Below are 18,049 nucleotides of genomic sequence, written 5' to 3'. Positions count from 1 at the left end.
GCGGTGCCGCGGCACCGGTGGCCTAGCCGAAAAAATCCGGGACCAGACCGATCAGGACGGGGACGATTCCCCAGGCGATGAAGGCGGGCAGTGAACACAGCCCCAGCGGGACCACCAGGTGCACCGCGAGTTTTTCCGCAGCGGCTTCTGCCCGCCGGTGTTCGGCTCGGCGCACCTGTGCAGATGCGGCACGCAATGCCGAGGACGACGGCGCCCCGGAGACTGCCGCGAACGTCAGCGCGGAGCGCAGGTCCAGGACGGAGACCGGAGGTGAGGGCGCTGCCGCCCAGGCCTGGCGCCACGGCAACCCCAGGGACAGACCTGCCCCGACGGTGCGCAGAGCAACACCTGCAGGACCCTCGATGCTCTGGCCCAGAACCACCAGGCTGCGGTCCACGGGGACACCGGCGTCCAACATGGAGGCCACCAGTTCCACCAGAACTCCCGCGGAAACCTGCTCGTGATCAGTGCCACGGTTGGTTCCGGAGGTGGTCCTCTCCGACTGCGCTGCATGGGCCCCCGCCACCGACGTGGTCTGGGTGGCTCCCTCGCTGGCCAGGTGTTCCAGAGCGCGAACGCCTCCCTGGCGTACCGGCAACCACAGAAGGCCCAGGCCGGCACCCAGCAAGCAGGCCACCACGAGTCCCAAGATCACGGAGGTCACAACACTCATGACGCCACCGCCTGGGATGCTGGGGCGCTCAAATCCCCAGGGCGGCGCCTGGTCGAACGGTTCCGCCGGCCTGATGCGCCCCGAGTCGGTTTGGCGTCGGCGGCGTGTTCGGCACGGTGGACAAGGCGCCCGGTCCAGATCCGCCCGATCACCGTGAGCACAGCCCCCACAAAACCTGCTGCCAGACCCCACGGGGTGGTCAGCAAGGTGCGTACGGGATCCGCGCCGATCAGCATGCCCAGCCCCAGGGCGAGCACCGGCAGGCACGTCAGGATGTTCACGGTGGCCCGCGATCCGGCCAGGGCTGTCTCTCTAGCGGCTGCCGCGTCCAGATCTGCCTCCGTGGCTTCCGCCAACCCCTCCAGCAGGGCGGCCAGGGGCGCACCGGTGCGTTCGGAAACTTCCCAACAGCGGGCCAGATCCGAGAGCACGGAAACCTCCACCCTGCGCAGCCGGGGGCTCTGCGCAGCGGGTTGGTGCGCCAGCGAACGCAACGTCACGGATGGCGCCCGTCCGATGGTGGTGGCCCGCGCCACGGTGGAGCACACCGCGTTGATCCGCCGGCCGGTGTGGGAGGGGTCCGGGGCCTCGGCCAGGGACAGCGCTGCCACCTCGAAGGCGGAGCCGGAGGTCCTTCCCACCCTCAGCAGAGCTGCCAACTGGCGCATCCACACCACCCATTCGGCGGATTCGGCAGCGGCACGCCTGGCCTGCCCCGGGCGGATGCGCCGCAGGAGAACGATGATCGGCCCACCATCAGGGCCGGCATGACGAGGTTCCTGGGGCTCGCCGGTGCCTGCGGATCCGAGCTTCCGGAAGTCACGGGCCCCGCCCGGTCCGTGCCGGTCAGTTCGCGCCACAGTGGTCAGCACCCGGCTGCGGGAACCGATGGGAAGCAGCAGCACCCCCAGTGCCAGAACGGTGCACAACACACCTGCGGTCACACTCAGCACGGTCATGACTGCTCACCCCGCTGAGCCAGCTGCGCCAAAGCGTCCCAACCAGGACCGGGTGTGTAGCCCTCCCCGTTGTAGGAACAGGCCGGATTCATGTGCAGGGCCCCGTGGGCTTCCTCCAGCAGGGACACGGCCTGCACCACGCGCCGGGAGCCACGCCGGTCCAGATGCACCACCAGATCCAGCGCGGATCCTGCCTGCAGGGCAACGGCCTGGCTGCTCATGCCACCCAATGCGCCCAGTGCTGCCAGGCGGGCAGGAACGGCGTCTGCAGAGTTGGCGTGCACCGTGCCGGCTCCGGTGTGCCCGGTGTTCAATGCCGTGAGCAGTTCGCGGACCTCCGCTCCGCGGCACTCCCCCACCACAATGCGGTCCGGGCGCATCCGCAGTGACTGGCGGACCAGTTCTGCAAGCTCAATGGCTCCGGCACCTTCCACGTTGGCGTGGCGGGCCTGCATCCCCACCACGTGTGGGTGGGCAGGCCTGAGTTCGGCGGCGTCCTCGATCAGCACGATGCGCTCATGCGCCGGACAGGCACTGAGCAGGGCGTTGAGAACAGTGGTTTTGCCGGCACCAGTGGAGCCCGTGACCAGCAGGTTGGCTCCACCGGCGGTGGCAGCCAACAGCAGGTCCAGGACCTGGCGGGTGACGGTGGCGCTGTCCACCAGGTCCTCCACGGTGATCACGTCTCTGTGGCGGAAGCGCACGGAGACCAGCGTTCCGCCGGTGGAGATGGGTGGCAGGACGGCATGGACTCGCATGCCGTCAGGGGTTTGTACGTCAACACACGGGTGGGCCTCGTCCAGGCGGCGGCCCGCAGCGGAGATCAGGCGCGTGGCCAGGGCGCGGACTTCGTCGTCGTTGGTGAACGGGGAGGCCACACGTACCGGGCCGTTGCCGGCCTCCCACCAGACCTCCCGTGCTCCGTTGATCCAGACATCGGTGAGCCCAGTGGCAGGAAGCATGTGCTGCAAGGGACCCAGGCCGGTCAGCTCTGCACGGATGCTGCGCACCGCGTGGAGGGTCCCGGCAGCACCCAGCACGTGACCGGAAGCCCGAACGGCGCGGGCAATGCGCTCATCCGTGACTGCTGCCCCGTCCAACAACAAGGCCTCCCGAACGGTCTCCAGGAGCACGGGGTCCACGGCGGCGACAGCATGGCTGGGAACTGTGGAGGTCATCGCGGGTCACCACCCAGCACACCTGTCAGAACACGTCCGGACCGGCCAAAAGCACCGGAAGTCAGGCTCTGTGAGAGCTCGTCCCACACCGCCGCCACGGTGTGCTGGTGGTGGCGCTTGCGCCCGCGCTCCAGCAGCCGGCCACTTTCTGCGGCCTCCGGCACACGGCCGTCAAAACGCACATGTCCCAGGGGCGTGCGCCCCAGGGCTTCCTGCACCAGGGTTTCGTCGACGTCAGCCACGTCCACACCGCACAGCACGTATTCGGCGCAACCCGAACTCAGGACGTTGGTGGCCTGGTGTGCCGCCAACACACCCCTGACGGTTCGCGGCATGGCCACCAGCACGACGTCGCACTGTGCCGCCAGTGACTCCAATCCGGCCCGGGCCCGCCCCAGATCCAGTACCACCGCCTGAGCCACGGTGCGCAGGGCAGCCAACACGTGGGTCAACGGGGCGTCCTGGCGCAACCAGGTCCCCCGGTCCCAGGACAGCCAGTGCAAGCCAGGTTGGTCCGGGTGCTGCGGCAAGAGTGGCAGCAGCTGTTCACCACGCAGGACCCCGCGGGCCCTGCACAGATCCGGCCACCGCATGGCTTCCACGGACTCCAGCCCCAGCAGCAGGTCCACTCCACAGCTGTCAGGATCGGCATCCACCAACACGCTCAACGCACCATCGGCTGCGGCATCGGCAGCCAACCAACAGGCCAGGGTGGAGGCTCCGACTCCGCCCACGGCACCCACCACTCCCACCACCACCGCCGGAGTGGCGGCAGTGGTGGCGGTGCGCGGGGCCAGACGGTCCGCCAACCAGGATTCCGCCTCCGGCAACAACGCCACGGGGCACCCACCCAGCAGGGCCGCGGCATCCCACAGGCCGTTGTCCCCGGCCCGCCCCAGCAGAACGACGTCGCCGCCCTCCGGCCGCTGGCCCGATCCGTCAGTCAGGGCTTGGACGTCCAACAGGCAGACGTCCACACCCGCCAATGCACCACCAACCGGGCTGATCTGCAGCTGAGCCCCGGCAGATGCGCAGATTCCGGCCACCATGTCTCGCAGAACGGAGTCGTGGCTGACCAAGCCCACACGCAGTCCTTCACCCTGGACCACATCCCCCACCCAGGCGGGGGAATCCGGACCGGCCTGGGCGGCGTGGTCGTGGCTCCAGGTGAGGTCCTGGGTGTGGGTGAGAGATTCCGGCTCACCGCCAGAGCCTGCGTGAGCGCTCTGCTGCGACTGCCACGGTGGGGCGCTGTGGGCGCCTCGTGGCCGGTTTGCGGAACGGGTTGGTGTGTTCATGAGCACAACGTTGCCCCCGGTCAGCAGGGGTTCGCTGGGGCATGCTCACCAACTGTGCACAACGCCCAGAGGGCGAGTGGAAGTGATGGCACTGTGGATCACCGAACCCCAGCCCATCGCCCCCAAGCACTGGGACCACCGCGTTCATCGGATCCACAACAGTCAGCGCACCAGCCAGTGCCCAGGCACAATGGCATGGTGTTCGTGATTGCCTCTCAGCAGACCCCCGGTACCGCATCAGACGGCGCCACGGAGGCATCAGCACAGGCCTTCCTGGTTCAGGAGGTCGAGGTCTCCGGCTCTCCGGTCGGGACCGTCAACACCCTGGCCCTGCCGGACGTCGTCCAGTTCATTCATGACCGGGTACAGGCCGCCCACTCCAACGGCCGAACAGCCCCACGCTGGGTTTTTGAACGCGGCGCGGTCCTGCTGCCGCAGCTCTTGGCCCAGGACCCCACCCTGCCGCTGACCCACCTGCATGACCTGCGTTTGGCCCAAGCCATCCTGCACACAGCTGCTCAGGCGGAGGGCTCCGGGGTCACCTACCACCCCGTTCTGCCACCACTGCCGCCCCATGAGCACCCTGGAATCGCACCCACAGCCCCCGTGAGGTCCACCTGGCACGGCCCCGGGGAGGGTCAATTGGGGTTGTTCGATAACCCGCGGTCAGATCCCCAGGCCCCACAAGTACAGGAGAACATGCAAGCCCTGGTGGCTGAACTGAGCGCACAGCTGACAGCCATCAAGAACGCTCGTTCGCCTTCCAAGCTCGGCCTGTTGGTGGCCCTGGAATCCACCGGCGCGTTGCTGGCCGCGGACATGAACCAGGTGGGCATCGCCTGGGACACCCACGTCCACCGTGCGTTGCTTGAGGACAGCCTGGGACCAGAACCCCACGGCACCCAGCGGCCCGCCAAGATGCAGACCGCAGCCGTGGCCGTGCAGAACGCCCTCAGCTCCCCCACCGTCAACCCGGATTCGCCGCAGTCCCTGCTGCGCGCCTTGAAAGATGCCGGGGTGCCGGTGGAATCCACCAGCCAGTGGTTGTTGACGGGCTGGGTCCAGGGGGCGCCGTCGTCGTCTGTTGGGGAACGCGAGCGGCGGGAGGCGTTGATCCAACCAGTGTTGGACTACAAGAAGCTCTCTCGCCTGCTCACTGCCAACGGTTGGCACTGGTTGGAGAACTGGGTGAGGAAGGACCGGTTTCACGCCGAGTACGTGGTGGGCGGAGTGGTCACCGGCCGATGGGCGGCCCGCGGGGGCGGTGCGCTGCAGATCCCCAAGGTGGTGCGCTCAGCAGTGCGTCCGGGACCGGGGCGCAAGCTGGTGGTGGCCGATGCCGCCCAACTGGAACCGCGCGTATTGGCCGTCCTGGCCAGGGATGATGCCTTGGCAGAGGCCTCACGGGATCGGGATCTCTACCTGTCCATTGCAGAACAAGGCCGGGCCAGGAACACCGGGTTGACTGAGCGGGGCCACGCCAAGGTGGCCCTGTTGGGGGCCATGTACGGGGCCACCACCGGGGACAGCGGCCGACTCATGCCACAACTGACCCGCATGTTCCCCAAAGCCGTGGGTTACGTGGAGCACGCTGCCCGGGTGGGTGAACGCGGTGATCCGGTGTGCACGTGGCTGGGCCGCTGGTCACCACGCCCGGACGATCAGTGGTTCACCACCACGGCGGACACAGCCACGGCCGCAGGTGAACGGCGAGCGCAGTCCATGAGAAGAACGCAGGGGCGGTTCACCAGGAATTTTGTGGTCCAAGGCAGTGCCGCGGAATGGGCGATGGCGTGGATGGGCCGCGTGCGGGCAGGACTCAAGCAGGCCGCATTGGATGCAGACCTGGTGTTCTTCCTGCATGACGAAATCATGGTGGACACCCAAGAATCCCAAGCGGACACGGTGGAGGCCGTGGTGCGCTCGGCAGCATGGGAGGCCACCCGGATCGTGTTCGGCAACGTTCCCGTCCAGTTCCCGGTCACGGTGGTCACCGTGGACAGCTACGACCAAGCCAAATGAGTCCTCAGCGCGGAGCCGGGCGGACGTCCTCCGTGTTCCACGGCTGATGCCAGTTGGCCGCACTGAGCAGGTGATCCAACAGGATCCCGGTGAAACCCCACACCACAACATCACCATCACCGCCTGCGGGATCCGTGATCTCCCGAGGGATCCGGAAGGCCGGTGACCGGTGACGCAGGCGCGGAAAGTCCGGGCCGGAGATCCGTACCTCCGCGTAGTGGCGCCGGGACGGGTCCACCAGGTCAAGAACGGGCGTTCGGAACACCAAGGAGGACTCCGCGTGGTCCACCACGTTCACGGACACCGGCTCTTTCCACCACCCCACCACAGGGGTCACCTGGTGACTGGAGACCGCCAACGGGGTACGCGGCAGCACACCCAGGACCTCCACACCGTCCGGGTCCAGCCCGGTCTCCTCCTGCGCTTCCCGTAGCGCAGCACGGACGTAGGCAGCCTGCGCGTCACCGGCGGGCAGCTTGATCCGATCGTCAGGATCGTGGGGATCTCCGTCCTCCGGATCCAACCGTCCTCCCGGGAAGGCAACCTGCCCGGGGTGGGCCCGCAGTGTGGCGGCGCGTTGAACCAACAGCAGATCAAGCTCCGCAGTCACGTGACCAGCACACTCGCAGCGCACAGCAGGCACGTCGTCCAGGGTCCCCAGCAGGATCAACACTGCGGACTCCCGCATGTTCTCCCCGGCGGGGATGTCCTGGATGCGCAACGGTCCGCCCGCATTCAGCGTCTCAATGGCGTGGATCAGATCCGCCCGGGCCTGATCGGTTCGGCTCTGGTCGGTCCGACCGTGATCGACTCCGGCCTGATCAGTTCGGGCTTGATTCATGCCGACCTGCACCGTTGTGCTCGGGTCCCTGCTGGCCTCCCTCATGGTCACAGCTCCAGTCCGTGGCCGGCTGCGCGCAGTTCACGCCGGGTCAAGCCATCCATGTACCCCTGCAACAACTCCTCACGCCCGGCCCCGAATTCGTAAGTCATCAATGCCGCCGCCGTCTCCGTTTCAGTGGGTCCTGCCCCGTAGGACGGGCACAGATCCGCCACGGGGCACACTCCACAGGCGGGTTTGCGAGCGTGGCAGATACGCCGCCCGTGATACACCAGCCTGTGGGAGAGGTCGGTCCAGTCCTTGGGTTCGAACAAGGCCATCACGTCCTGCTCCACCTTGACCGGGTCCTCCTGCTCGGTCCACTCGAACCTGCGGGCCAGCCGCCCGAAATGCGTGTCCACGGTGATACCCGGGGTGTCAAAGGCATTGCCCAACACCACGTTGGCGGTCTTGCGCCCCACCCCGGGAAGGGTCACCAACTCCTCCAGAGTCCCTGGGACATCGCCGTCGAAATCATCCTCCACCCGCTGAGCCAGTCCCTGAATGGACTTGGCCTTGGAGCGGTAAAAACCCAAGGGGCGCACCATCTCCTCAACGTCAGTTCGCTCCGCCTCCGCCAGCGCACGCGGCGTGGCCCACCGCCCAAACAAGGCCGGAGTGATGGCGTTGACCCGCACATCCGTGGTCTGGGCGGAGAGCACCGTGGCCACCAGCAGTTCCCACGCCGATCCAAAATCCAGTTCGGCCACCGCATAGGGGTAACTGCGACCCAGAACTGTGTTGATCTTGCGCGCCCGCCGTTTCCGGGCCAGCTCGGTTTCGATTCTCCCCGTACGACGACGCCGGGAAGCTCCCGCCCTGGCCTTGGCAGGATCCACCACGCGCAGATGATCTGGGACGGGGCCACCAACTGACCGGTGCAAAGGATGCGGGTGCGTGTCAGATCCGGGTGCGTGGGCGGCGTCGTCGGTGGTGGTCATGGTTCTGATGCTACGTGGTGCCATCCGGGCACCGCGTGAGCGGACCGGGCGGCACCAGCCCCGAATCCGCTCCGGCAGATACCTGCCGGAGCCGTAATGCGGGCCCCAAGTTAGACACGTGTGGAATCCGACCCCGCAAGTGCTCTAGTCTCAAACCCAACATGTGACGCCGGGCACAAACGCGCCGTCGTCCTCGCCGCCCGGGGCACCATCTCCGGGCGGCGAGCCACCTTGGTAAGGAGCACCAGCCGATGACCGAGCAGAGCAACGAGCAGCAGACCTACGCCCCGCCGCAGGCATTCGTGGATCAGGCCAACGGCGGCACTGACCTCTACGAGCGCGTCGAGGCCGAAGGCACCGAGTTCTGGGCCGCCCAGGCCCGGGAGCTGCTGACCTGGTCCAAGGACTTCACCACCACGCTGGACTGGTCCAACCCGCCGTTTGCCAAGTGGTTCGAGGACGGCACCCTCAATGCCGCCTACAACGCCGTGGACCGCCACGTGGAGGCCGGCAACGGAGACCGTGTGGCCCTGTTGTTCGAGGGTGAGCCCGGCGATTCCCGTTCCTACACCTATGCAGAACTCAAGGACGAGGTCTCCAAGGCAGCCAACGGCTTTGCCTCCCTGGGGGTGGGCAAGGGCGACCGGGTGGCCGTTTACATGCCCATGATTGCCGAAGCCGTGATCACCATGCTGGCCTGCGCCCGCCTGGGCGCCATCCACTCGGTGGTTTTTGGTGGCTTCTCCTCCGAAGCCGTGCGCTCCCGCGTGGAGGACGGCGAGGCCAAGTTGGTGGTGACCGCTGACGGCTCCTACCGCCGTGGCAAGCCCACCACCTTGAAGCCCGCCGTGGATGCCGCGCTGGAAAAGGGTGGGGACTCCGTCCAGCACGTGCTGGTGGTCAGGCGCAACGGCGTGGACACGGAGATGACAGAGGGCCGTGACGTGTGGTGGCACGACGTCGTGGACACGGCCTCCACCGAGCACACCCCGGAGGAGATGGGCGCGGAGGATCCGCTGTTCATCCTCTACACCTCCGGCACCACCGGTAAGCCCAAGGGCGTTCTGCACACCACGGGTGGTTACCTCACCCAGGGTGCTTTCTCCATGAAGTACACCTTTGACCTCAAGCCGGAGACGGACGTCTACTGGTGCACCGCCGACGTCGGTTGGGTCACCGGGCACTCCTACGTGGCCTACGGTCCGCTGGTCATGGGTGCCACCCAGGTCATTTACGAGGGCACCCCCGATTCCCCGCACCGCGGCCGGTTCTGGGAGATCGTCCAGAAGTACGGGGTGACCATCATGTACACCTCACCCACCGCCATCCGCACCATGATGAAGTGGGGCGAGGAGATCCCCGCCGAGTACGACCTCACCTCACTACGCCTTCTGGGCACCGTGGGCGAGGCCATCAACCCGGAGGCCTGGACATGGTTCCACCGCGTGATCGGCGGCGGCAACTGCCCGATCGTGGACACCTGGTGGCAGACCGAAACCGGCGCCCACATGATCACCCAGCTGCCCGGTGTGACCGTGGCCAAGCCCGGCTCCGCCCAGCGCCCGCTGGCCGGGGTCAAGGTGGACGTGGTGGATGAGATGGGCGAGTCCCTGGACAAGGGGCAGTCCGGCTTCCTGGTGGTCCGCGAGCCCTGGCCGTCCATGATGCGCACCATCTGGGGCGATGACGACCGTTTTGTCCAGACCTACTGGTCCCGCTTTGACGGCATGTACTTTGCCGGCGACGGCGCCCGGTTCGACGACGACGGCGACATCTGGATCCTGGGCCGTGTGGATGACGTCATGAACGTCTCCGGGCACCGCCTGTCCACCTCGGAGATCGAGTCCGCTCTGGTCTCCCACCCGACCGTGGCCGAGGCCGCCGTGGTGGGTGCTGAGGACGAGACCACCGGTCAGGCCGTGGTGGCGTTCGTGATCCTCACGGATGAGGCCGCTGCCGAGGGGCACGACAAGGCTGAGCTGGGTGGGAAGCTGCGGGCCCACGTGGGTCAGGAAATCTCCCCGATCGCCAAGCCCAAGCGTGTGTTGATCGTCCCGGAACTGCCCAAGACCCGTTCCGGCAAGATCATGCGCCGCCTGCTTAAGGACGTTGCGGAGGACCGCCCGGTCGGTGACGTGACCACGTTGGCCGATCAGACCGTGATGCAGCAGATCGTGGATTCACTGCAGGACTGAGCCTGCCTGCCGGGTTCTCCCCAGCCGAACAGTGGCTTGTGCCGCTCATCAGCTCCGATGGGCGGCACAAGTCGATTCTGGGCGAATTCAGGTCAGTGGGCTCAGGCCGCCTGGCACACTCCGGTGTCCACGGGAGAAGTGGCACCGGCGGCATCAGCCAGCACCTCCCCCAAGGTCCCGGTGTCCACGGCATAACCGGCGGGATCCTCCACCGCCTTGCCGAAAACCACTCCGATCACCTGGCCCTCCATGTCCACCAGCGGACCACCCGAGTTGCCCCGCTGGACGTCCCCTGCAAACTGCATGACCTGCATGGGCTGGGAGCCGTCCACGGAGCCCATCACGGTGTAGGCGCTGCCTTGGACGGTGGCCGGCCCGATGGACAACGGCCCGGATCGTGGGTACCCGATGAAGGCGGCCGAGGTACCGTCCTCGACCCCACCTTGCGCATCCTCAGCAATGCGCAGCGGGGCCAGGTCCAGGTCGGCAACTTCCAGAACGGCAAGATCGTGTTCCGGGACGAACTGCACCACCTCCGCGGCATGGCGCACACCCTCCGGGCTGAACACGGAGACGCTGTCCGTTCCCTGCACCACGTGTGCGTTGGTGACCACCTGGGAATCAGAGGTCACGAACCCGGAACCGGACTGGTTGTAACCGCAGCGTGTGGCGGAGCCCAGAATCTGGACGGTGGAGGCTGAAGCTGCCAGCACGTCCGGATCATCCACCTCGGTCTGAGGCGGCTGGACGGACGGGAAGAGCAAGGCGTCGAGTTCGCGTATGGCAGGTGCCCCGGCGATCTCCTCCTGTGCCGTGGCCAGACCGTCGGTGACCTCCTGCGGCGCCCACCGCTGCATGGCGGCCAGCGTGCGTGACCCCTCCAATTGCGCATTGAGCCACGGCAGCGGAACCTGGTTCAGGAATCCGCTCACCGCCAGGACGACGACGGCGCCGATCACGCCTCCCAACAAGCCACCACCGGCTTGATCCACGGCAGTGGTTGCTCGGGAGGACCGCGGCGGTGAGCCGGTGAGGCGGCCCAAGAGACCCTCCCCGATGGCTTGACCACCCAACATGCAGATCAGCAGGACCACGCCCACCACTGCCAGGCGGATCCACCGGTCCACGGCGGTGACCTCGATGTGCGGCAGCACCCACAGGGCCAGCGCTGCACCGAGCACCAGGCCCACCACACCTCCGATGGTGCGCCCCACTCCGCGTGCCACGCCGTGGAGCACAAACAGGAGCAGCAGCACCAGAATGACCAGGTCCAGGACGGTCAGTCCCAGAACCAGGTCTCCGTTGAACTCCACGTGATCTCCCCGATGTGTTGTTGGCGTGCTCTTGGCGCAGGATGACGCACGTGCCGAATGGAGGTGACAGCGTAGGCAACGGCCCTGGACAACACATGAGAATTGGCTTGAGGGGCCACGCCTGAAAGCAATTCCATTTGGAATAGCGCCACGTCGCACTAAAGTGGTACTGATGATGTCGACTGCGTCACATCCACAAATCATCAGTTGACCGACTGAGCTGAACCACACGAGGAGCATCATGGATACAGACGTCCTACGACGCGCACCGCTTTTCGCCTCTTTGGACGACGAGGCCTTCGCGGCGCTCACGGACGAAATCACCGAGGTGGAGTTGCCCCGCGGTGCCACGCTCTTCCACGAGGGCGATCAGGGCGATCGCCTGTACTTCATCATTTCGGGGAAGATCAAGCTCGGCCGCACGGCCAGCGACGGCCGCGAGAACCTGGTGGCCGTCATGGGCCCCGGTGAGCTGTTCGGGGAGATGGCCCTCTTTGATCCGTCACCGCGTTCCACCGCCGCCACGGCAGTGTCCGAAACCCACTTGGCGGGCCTGAACCACGACAACCTGAAGAAGGTCATCGAGCGCAACCCGGCTGTCTCCCAGCAGTTGCTGCAGGCTCTTGCCCGCCGTCTGCGCCGCACCAATGAGAACCTGGCTGACCTGGTGTTCTCCGATGTGCCCGGCCGCGTGGCCAAGGCGCTGCTGGATCTGGCTGACCGGTTCGGTCGCCAGACTCCGGACGGGGTGCTGGTGGCTCACGAGCTCACCCAGGAGGAGCTCGCCCAGTTGGTGGGTGCTTCGCGTGAAACCGTGAACAAGGCTCTTGCAGAGTTTGTCCAGCGCGGTTGGATTCGCCTGGAAGCCCGTGCCGTGGTGATTCTGGACCTCCAGCGGCTAAAGCAGCGCTCCCGCTGACGGGTCCGGCGTGGGGCAGCCCTCGCCGTCCGCAGCCACCACATCAGCAAGGCGCAGTTGCCACGGAAGGCTGTCGTGCTCCGCATGCGAGCGCGGCAGCCCTCGGCATGTCCGTACCTTATGCGCGGTACGGCTGATCCGCGGTGTTTCACCGCATGGGGCGCTGGCGCCCAGGCAGCACCAGCTGAAATCCGCATCCGCCATCCGATGCCAACAACGGCATTCGGGCGGACAAGTCTCTGGGCCTGGCAATGATCTCAACCACTGACCGAGCTGAGGCCAAGTCCTGCAGCAATCCGCTCATGGTGGCCCCCAACAGTTCGCTCAGCGGTCGCCCCACGGTGTGCGGTGCACCCAACGTGTCACCCAGCCAGGTGTTCTCCGTGGTCAGCTGCTGCATGGTCACCCACAGCCCCGGCCGTGGGTGCTCCGGAAGATCAGTCACCTTTTGGCGTTCCGGGAGAATCACCGCAAAAAATCGGGTGTCATAGCGGCGGTGCAGGAACTCAGGGGTCACCCACCGCGCCACCGGCCACAACAGATCGGTGCGCAGTCTCAGATGCCTGCTCTCCAGCAGATGCCGCATGGATTCGTGGCGGGACAAGATGTTCTGGCGGGCATCAGCCCAATCCCGGCCATCACCGGTCTCCACGGTGGAATGGGGTTCCGCCCCGGCCAGCAGGATCCCCGTGCGTTCAAACAACTCACGTGCCGCTGCCACCACCGTGCGGCGGGTGACACCTACGTCGTCGTGCCAGCGCCGCCCCCATTCGATGGAGGACGGGCCGGTCCACGGCAGAGGTTCGTCGTCGGCGGCGTCCACGGGACCGCCGGGAAAGGCCACCGGACCAAAAGGAGACCGTTGAGCGTGGGTGGTCAGATACGTCTCCACCCCGCCCGGCCCGTCCCTCAGCAGGATGATACCCGCCGCATCCACGGGCGTGACTGGGCGCAGACCACCGTCTGCCTCCTGCCAGACCTGCGCCGCTCGCCAGTACTCCGGCAGGAGCGGAAAGCTGCGCGGGCGGCGGGTCAGGTCAGGCGAATTCGGCAACCAACTCCACCTCAACAGGCGAGTTCAGGGGCAACACGGCAACTCCGACGGCGGATCGGGCGTGCACGCCGGCATCGCCCAGAACATCTCCCAGCAGGTTGGAGGCACCGTTGATCACACCTGGCTGTCCGTAGAACTCCGGGTGACTGGAAATGAATCCCACCACCTTGACGATGCGAACAATTCGGTCCAGGTCACCGATGGCGCACTTGACGGCGGCCAGCGCGTTCAACGCGGCTACAGCAGCGAGTTCCTGGGCACGTTGGGGACTCACCAGTCCGTCCCCCTCGCCCACCTTGCCGGTTTCCGGCAGCTGCGAGTCAATGAACGGGAGCTGACCCGAGGTGTGGACGTAGGAGCCGCTGACAAGTGCGGGGACGTACACGCCGGCGGGAGCCGGGACGGCCGGGAGCTCCAACCCCAGCTCGGTGATTCGCTGCTCAACCGAGGACGACATGATCAGGCCTCCTTGGGGCGCTTGAAGTAGGCGATCGGGTTGGTCTGAACGGGTGCGTTCACGGCAGCATCCGGCACGCTGGCCTGCTGGGTGCCGGGCAGCACGGCCACCAGTTCCCAGCCTTCGGAACCAAAGTTGTCCAAGATCTGCTTGGTGGCGTGGATCATGATGGGCGCGGTCATGTATTCCCAGGTAGTCATGGCACCACAGTATCCGTTCGGTGCGCAGTGTGGCGCTGGCTACCAATCGAATGGGTTCCCAGGTAGGGCTTGTAAACTGACCGAATGGCTTCATCCTCCAGCTCTCCCGCCGGCGTCAACGGCAGCTCGACCATGGGTCGGGTCATCGCGTTCATCGCCACCAGCCTGCTGGCCGGTCTTGTGGTCACCGGACTGGTGTTCCCACCGGCAGCGGCAGTCGGCATGGCCGCCAACGGGTCCATCGGATGGTTCAAGGACCTCCCCTCAGACTTCCAGGACGGTCCGCTGTCCAGGTCCTCCACCGTCTATGCCCGTGACGGCCAGACGGAATTGGCCACGTTCTACGCGGAGAAGCGCACACCGGTCACTCTGGATCAGATCTCCCAGAACATGCAGGACGCGATCCTCTCCGTTGAGGACCGTGATTTCTATGATCACGGCGGTGTCTCCGTTGCGGGCATCATGCGCGCCATCGGCAACAACGTGATCAACACCGGTGGGCGTCAGGGTGCTTCCACCATCACCCAGCAGTACGTGAACAACTTGATCATTGACCAGGACGTTCGCGCCGGTCGGGACCCCTCCACCTTGGGCGCCAACAAGGGCTACGCGGACAAACTGCGTGAGGTGAAGCTCTCCCTGTCCATGGAGGAGCAGAAGTCCAAGGACGAGATCCTGGAGGGCTACCTCAACATCGCCATGTTCGGCACCGGCAACTACGGCGTGGAGTCCGCCTCCCAGTACTACTGGGGGATCCCGGCTTCTGATCTGAGCATCGCCCAGGCAGCCACCCTGGCTGGGTTGGTGCAGTCGCCTGCGTACTACGATCCTTCGGTCAATCCGGAGGTCTCCATGGAGCGACGCAACATTGTGCTCTACACCATGCTGGATGAGGATCGCATCACTCAACAGGAGTACGACGATGCCATCAACGAACCCCTCAACCTGGATCTGCACCCCACCTCCGCAGGGTGCACGGCGGCCACGGATGCGCCGTACTTCTGCGACTACGTGGAGAATCAGATCCTGGCATCGGATTCCTTCGGCTCGAACCCGGAAGACCGTTTGAACACGCTGCAACGTGGTGGCCTGAACATTGTTACCACCCTGGACATTGACGCCCAGCGTGAAGCCAACGACGCCGTGAACGAGACCCAGTCGCGGGATGACAACCCCGAGAATGTGGGCAGTTCCATGGTTTCAGTGGAGCCGGACAGTGGAAACATCGTGGCCATGGCTCAGAACACCTACTACACCTCTGAAGAGGGCACCTCCAACACGGTGTTCAACTTCAACACGGATTCCTGGCAGGGAGGAACGGGCGGATACCAGGTGGGTTCGACCTTCAAGCCCATGACGTTGTTGGCTTGGGTGGATGACGGCCGTTCGGTGGGCCAGGAGGTGAACTCCAGTCGAATGTCCTACCCCGCTGACTACGCGTGGAACGCCTCCTGTGTTGAGGGCGGCGCCGTGTTCGAGCCCGGCGACGACGGCAACGGGTTCAGGTTCCAGAACGCCGAACGTGGATATGACCGCAACATGGCCGTGGACTACGGCATGTACAACTCCATCAACTCGGCGCTCTACGCCATGGCTTCCGACTTGGATCTGTGCCGCATCGGCGAGTTGGCGGAGGACCTTGGCATCCACAACGGTCAGACCGGTGAACCCGTGAACACCACACGGCTGTCCACACTGCTGGGTGGTTCGGATGACAACATCTCCCCCATGACCATGGCCACGGCCTACGCCACGTTCGCCAATGATGGTGTGCGGTGTGATCCCCGGGCGTTCATGTCCGTCACTGACTACACCGGCCGGGAGTATGACGTCCCGGAGGTCAACTGCGAGCGCGCCATCAGCGAGACCGATGCCCGCACCGTGAACTTTGTTCTGGAACAGGTTCTGGTCCGAGGTTCGGGCTACCAGATTCCCATTGGCCTTCCGAACGCTTCGGCGGGCAAAACCGGCACCACAGACAACTCGACTCAGACGTGGATGGTGGGTTACACCCAGGGCCTGTCCACCGCCTCCTGGGTGGGCAACTACCTGGAGGGCTCGCGTTCCCTGAACGACATCTCCATCGGCGGCGACACCCCGCGGTCCCAGACCTCAGACCCGGATGACTTTGTGGATGGCTCCACCTACGCCGGTGGTCAGTGGCAGCGGTTCATGAATGCCACTGCCCGTGACTACAACACGGACACCTTCCCGGAGCCGCCGGAGAACATGACTGAGGGCAACGGCGCCAGCCCCCGCCCCAGCAGTGGTTCCGCATCCAACACCAACAGCAACTCGAACACCGGGACCAGCACCGGCACGGGTACTGGTACAGGTGCCAACTCGGCATCGGGCAGCACCGGCACCACCAACCGGGCCGGCTGATCCATGAGCCCTCGAGCAACGCTCACTTCCGTGGCCGCCACCACCCTGGCGGCCACGGCCGTATCCTCTGCCGCGGTGGCCGGATGGGCCGTGTTCGGCGAACGGCGCCGTTTCCGAGTACGCCATGAGACCCTCCCGGTCCTGGCTCCGGGCAGCCCGGACTTGCGGGTCCTTCAGATCTCCGACCTGCACACCGTGCCGGGCCAGGAGGCCAAGAAGAAGTTCGTCCACGGTTTGGCGCAGTTGGAACCTGACCTTGTTCTGGACACCGGGGACAACCTGTCCCACATGGGCGCGCTGCCGTATTTGCTGGAGATCCTGCAACCGCTCTTCGCCTTCCCCGGCCTCTACGTGCCCGGCTCCAACTGCTACTTCGCCCCCATGCTCAAGAACCCTGCTCGTTACCTCTGGCAACGCACCAGCGCAGGAGATGACCGTACGGAGGCCCAGATCCTCCCGTGGCAGGCCATGCACCAAGCCTTCGACGACGCCGGTTGGGTGGGTGTGATCAATCGCGCCGATCGATTGAGGCTCGGGGAACACGTCATCGAGGTCTCCGGCGTGGATGATCCCCACCTGGGCTACGACCAACACCCCGGATTCCTGCCTGCCACTCACCCGGGGTCAGGGCTGGGTCAGTTCGAACCGGCAGCGGGGGCGTCGGCGTCGTTGCGGTTGGGGTTGACTCACGCGCCGTACCTGCGGACTCTGGACCGATTCGCCCAGGACGGGGCCGATCTTGTGGTGGCCGGTCACACGCACGGAGGACAGGTGTGCCTGCCCGGTGGGCGAGCCCTGGTGAGCAACTGCGACATCGAACCAGAACGCTGCAAGGGCGTGACCTCACAGGGGGGCTTGCCGGTGCAGATTTCGGCCGGTCTGGGTGAATCGCGCTTTGCCCCCGTTCGCCTTTTCTGCCCCCCGGAGGCAGTGCTCATGACCCTCACTGCCAGGGCCGGATAGCGGTCTCACCTGGATTTCACTTCCCGTGGAGCACACCGTATGATGATCGGGTTGCCCACGGGCCAAGGGTCCGGGTGCCACATCGGGATGTGGCGCAGCTTGGTAGCGCGCCTCGTTCGGGACGAGGAGGTCGCAGGTTCAAATCCTGTCATCCCGACACCGTGATGTTTCACCACATCGGAAAATCCCCGAACCCTCACCGGGCTCGGGGATTTTTGTGCGTCAGAAAGATGGAGCGGCTCCTTCGTGGGCCGAAGGAGCCGCTCAGCGTTCCACCTCAGATGGTCTTGGTTCTACACCTGGCCGCAAGGGGATCCAAGCCTTGCGCGGTGTCTGAAGAGAACCTGGTGCTGATGGGGAGAGCATCAGCAGTCCTAAGACCCTTCCGGAGCTGAACGACTCGGACGTCATGCGCCCCGTTGGCCCGAGGGGTGGAACGCCCCGGCAGTGCTACACGATGTTCCTCACCGAATCGCCTTGCCCGAATCTGGTCGTCACGGGCAACGCTCACCAAGAATTATCTGGTGGGCTCGCGGAACGCACCATGGACTTTGGTCCAGGTTTGTAGAAAATACTGAAAAACTTGCCCCGGCTCGCGTGCCTCACTCTTGC

Annotated in this window: 15 protein-coding genes and 1 tRNA gene; 6 read left to right on the top strand and 10 right to left on the bottom strand. The window is 65.8% G+C overall.

From position 1 onward, the window contains the following. Window positions 1-22: 22 nt before the first annotated feature. From GTW58_RS01435 to ssd, 4 genes are read right to left on the bottom strand one after another with little or no spacing between them, the layout of a single operon-like run. The gene (locus GTW58_RS01435; protein ID WP_119933172.1) at window positions 23-673 is read right to left on the bottom strand and encodes a type II secretion system F family protein; all 651 of its coding nucleotides are present in this window, start codon (window positions 671-673) and stop codon (window positions 23-25) included. After that, window positions 670-1,632, bottom strand: coding sequence for a type II secretion system F family protein (locus tag GTW58_RS01430; protein ID WP_232818059.1), 963 nt, complete (start codon window positions 1,630-1,632; stop codon window positions 670-672). The genes GTW58_RS01435 and GTW58_RS01430 overlap by 4 nt, the downstream gene beginning before the upstream one ends. Further along, complete coding sequence (locus GTW58_RS01425) at window positions 1,629-2,810, bottom strand: TadA family conjugal transfer-associated ATPase (RefSeq protein ID WP_119933171.1); 1,182 nt, start codon at window positions 2,808-2,810, stop codon at window positions 1,629-1,631. The genes GTW58_RS01430 and GTW58_RS01425 overlap by 4 nt, the downstream gene beginning before the upstream one ends. Beyond that, entirely contained in the window at window positions 2,807-4,108 is a 1,302-nt protein-coding gene (gene ssd, locus GTW58_RS01420; protein WP_119933170.1) for a septum site-determining protein Ssd, read from the bottom strand. The genes GTW58_RS01425 and ssd overlap by 4 nt, the downstream gene beginning before the upstream one ends. 195 nt (window positions 4,109-4,303) lie before the next feature. Here ssd and GTW58_RS01415 point away from each other — a divergent pair, with 195 nt between their 5' ends. Beyond that, window positions 4,304-6,130, top strand: coding sequence for a bifunctional 3'-5' exonuclease/DNA polymerase (locus tag GTW58_RS01415; protein ID WP_119933169.1), 1,827 nt, complete (start codon window positions 4,304-4,306; stop codon window positions 6,128-6,130). A gap of 4 nt (window positions 6,131-6,134) precedes the next feature. Here GTW58_RS01415 and GTW58_RS01410 read toward each other — a convergent pair whose 3' ends face one another. Next, complete coding sequence (locus GTW58_RS01410) at window positions 6,135-6,971, bottom strand: NUDIX hydrolase (protein WP_119933190.1); 837 nt, start codon at window positions 6,969-6,971, stop codon at window positions 6,135-6,137. A gap of 47 nt (window positions 6,972-7,018) precedes the next feature. Next, the gene (nth, locus tag GTW58_RS01405; protein ID WP_119933168.1) at window positions 7,019-7,951 is read right to left on the bottom strand and encodes an endonuclease III; all 933 of its coding nucleotides are present in this window, start codon (window positions 7,949-7,951) and stop codon (window positions 7,019-7,021) included. 251 nt (window positions 7,952-8,202) lie between these two features. Between nth and acs the strand changes: the two genes are divergently transcribed. After that, the gene (gene acs / locus GTW58_RS01400) at window positions 8,203-10,146 is read left to right on the top strand and encodes an acetate--CoA ligase (RefSeq protein ID WP_119933167.1); all 1,944 of its coding nucleotides are present in this window, start codon (window positions 8,203-8,205) and stop codon (window positions 10,144-10,146) included. Between the two features lie 101 nt (window positions 10,147-10,247). Here acs and GTW58_RS01395 read toward each other — a convergent pair whose 3' ends face one another. Next, window positions 10,248-11,459 carry a MarP family serine protease gene (locus tag GTW58_RS01395; protein ID WP_157980505.1) on the bottom strand — a complete coding sequence of 404 codons (1,212 nt, stop codon included), beginning with the start codon at window positions 11,457-11,459 and terminating at the stop codon, window positions 10,248-10,250. Between the two features lie 241 nt (window positions 11,460-11,700). On the opposite strand from GTW58_RS01395, the gene GTW58_RS01390 reads away from it, so the two are divergent. Further along, the gene (locus GTW58_RS01390; protein WP_047689648.1) at window positions 11,701-12,378 is read left to right on the top strand and encodes a Crp/Fnr family transcriptional regulator; all 678 of its coding nucleotides are present in this window, start codon (window positions 11,701-11,703) and stop codon (window positions 12,376-12,378) included. A 148-nt stretch (window positions 12,379-12,526) separates the two neighbouring features. On the opposite strand, the gene GTW58_RS01385 is transcribed toward GTW58_RS01390, so the two are convergent. The 3 genes from GTW58_RS01385 to GTW58_RS14245 are packed head-to-tail and all read right to left on the bottom strand — an operon-like array spanning window position 12,527 to window position 14,089. Continuing rightward, entirely contained in the window at window positions 12,527-13,432 is a 906-nt protein-coding gene (locus tag GTW58_RS01385; protein ID WP_157980504.1) for an NUDIX hydrolase, read from the bottom strand. After that, window positions 13,416-13,889 (bottom strand): RidA family protein, encoded by a 474-nt coding sequence (locus tag GTW58_RS14250; RefSeq protein WP_119933164.1) that lies wholly within the window; start codon window positions 13,887-13,889, stop codon window positions 13,416-13,418. The genes GTW58_RS01385 and GTW58_RS14250 overlap by 17 nt, the downstream gene beginning before the upstream one ends. Window positions 13,890-13,891: 2 nt before the next feature. Next, a complete protein-coding gene (locus GTW58_RS14245; protein WP_047689651.1) occupies window positions 13,892-14,089 on the bottom strand; it encodes a DUF4177 domain-containing protein in 198 nt (65 codons plus the stop codon). 84 nt (window positions 14,090-14,173) lie between these two features. On the opposite strand from GTW58_RS14245, the gene GTW58_RS01375 reads away from it, so the two are divergent. From GTW58_RS01375 to GTW58_RS01365, 3 genes are all read left to right on the top strand, one after another. Continuing rightward, window positions 14,174-16,474, top strand: coding sequence for a transglycosylase domain-containing protein (locus GTW58_RS01375; RefSeq protein WP_119933163.1), 2,301 nt, complete (start codon window positions 14,174-14,176; stop codon window positions 16,472-16,474). 3 nt (window positions 16,475-16,477) lie between these two features. Continuing rightward, on the top strand, window positions 16,478-17,437 hold the full coding sequence (locus tag GTW58_RS01370; protein ID WP_119933162.1) for a metallophosphoesterase: 960 nt from the start codon (window positions 16,478-16,480) through the stop codon (window positions 17,435-17,437). A gap of 83 nt (window positions 17,438-17,520) precedes the next feature. After that, window positions 17,521-17,594, top strand: a tRNA-Pro gene (locus tag GTW58_RS01365). The last annotated feature ends 455 nt before the right edge of the window (window positions 17,595-18,049 follow it).

It is taken from the genome of Kocuria subflava (assembly GCF_012163155.1).
Classification (GTDB): domain Bacteria; phylum Actinomycetota; class Actinomycetes; order Actinomycetales; family Micrococcaceae; genus Kocuria; species Kocuria subflava.
Note: the sequence above shows the minus strand (reverse complement) of the source record. Positions and strands in the feature narration are given on the sequence as shown.

Excerpts from the sequence above, each read along its gene's own strand:
- GTW58_RS01370 (WP_119933162.1), top strand. The coding sequence starts at position 16,478 with ATGAGCCCTCGAGCAACGCTCACTTCCGTGGCCGCCACCACCCTGGCG.
- GTW58_RS01410 (WP_119933190.1), bottom strand. The coding sequence starts at position 6,971 with ATGAATCAAGCCCGAACTGATCAGGCCGGAGTCGATCACGGTCGGACC.
- GTW58_RS01390 (WP_047689648.1), top strand. The coding sequence starts at position 11,701 with ATGGATACAGACGTCCTACGACGCGCACCGCTTTTCGCCTCTTTGGAC.
- ssd (WP_119933170.1), bottom strand. The coding sequence starts at position 4,108 with ATGAACACACCAACCCGTTCCGCAAACCGGCCACGAGGCGCCCACAGC.
- GTW58_RS01430 (WP_232818059.1), bottom strand. The coding sequence starts at position 1,632 with ATGACCGTGCTGAGTGTGACCGCAGGTGTGTTGTGCACCGTTCTGGCA.
- GTW58_RS01435 (WP_119933172.1), bottom strand. The coding sequence starts at position 673 with ATGAGTGTTGTGACCTCCGTGATCTTGGGACTCGTGGTGGCCTGCTTG.
- GTW58_RS01375 (WP_119933163.1), top strand. The coding sequence starts at position 14,174 with ATGGCTTCATCCTCCAGCTCTCCCGCCGGCGTCAACGGCAGCTCGACC.
- GTW58_RS01415 (WP_119933169.1), top strand. The coding sequence starts at position 4,304 with ATGGTGTTCGTGATTGCCTCTCAGCAGACCCCCGGTACCGCATCAGAC.
- acs (WP_119933167.1), top strand. The coding sequence starts at position 8,203 with ATGACCGAGCAGAGCAACGAGCAGCAGACCTACGCCCCGCCGCAGGCA.
- GTW58_RS14245 (WP_047689651.1), bottom strand. The coding sequence starts at position 14,089 with ATGACTACCTGGGAATACATGACCGCGCCCATCATGATCCACGCCACC.
- nth (WP_119933168.1), bottom strand. The coding sequence starts at position 7,951 with ATGACCACCACCGACGACGCCGCCCACGCACCCGGATCTGACACGCAC.
- GTW58_RS01425 (WP_119933171.1), bottom strand. The coding sequence starts at position 2,810 with ATGACCTCCACAGTTCCCAGCCATGCTGTCGCCGCCGTGGACCCCGTG.
- GTW58_RS14250 (WP_119933164.1), bottom strand. The coding sequence starts at position 13,889 with ATGTCGTCCTCGGTTGAGCAGCGAATCACCGAGCTGGGGTTGGAGCTC.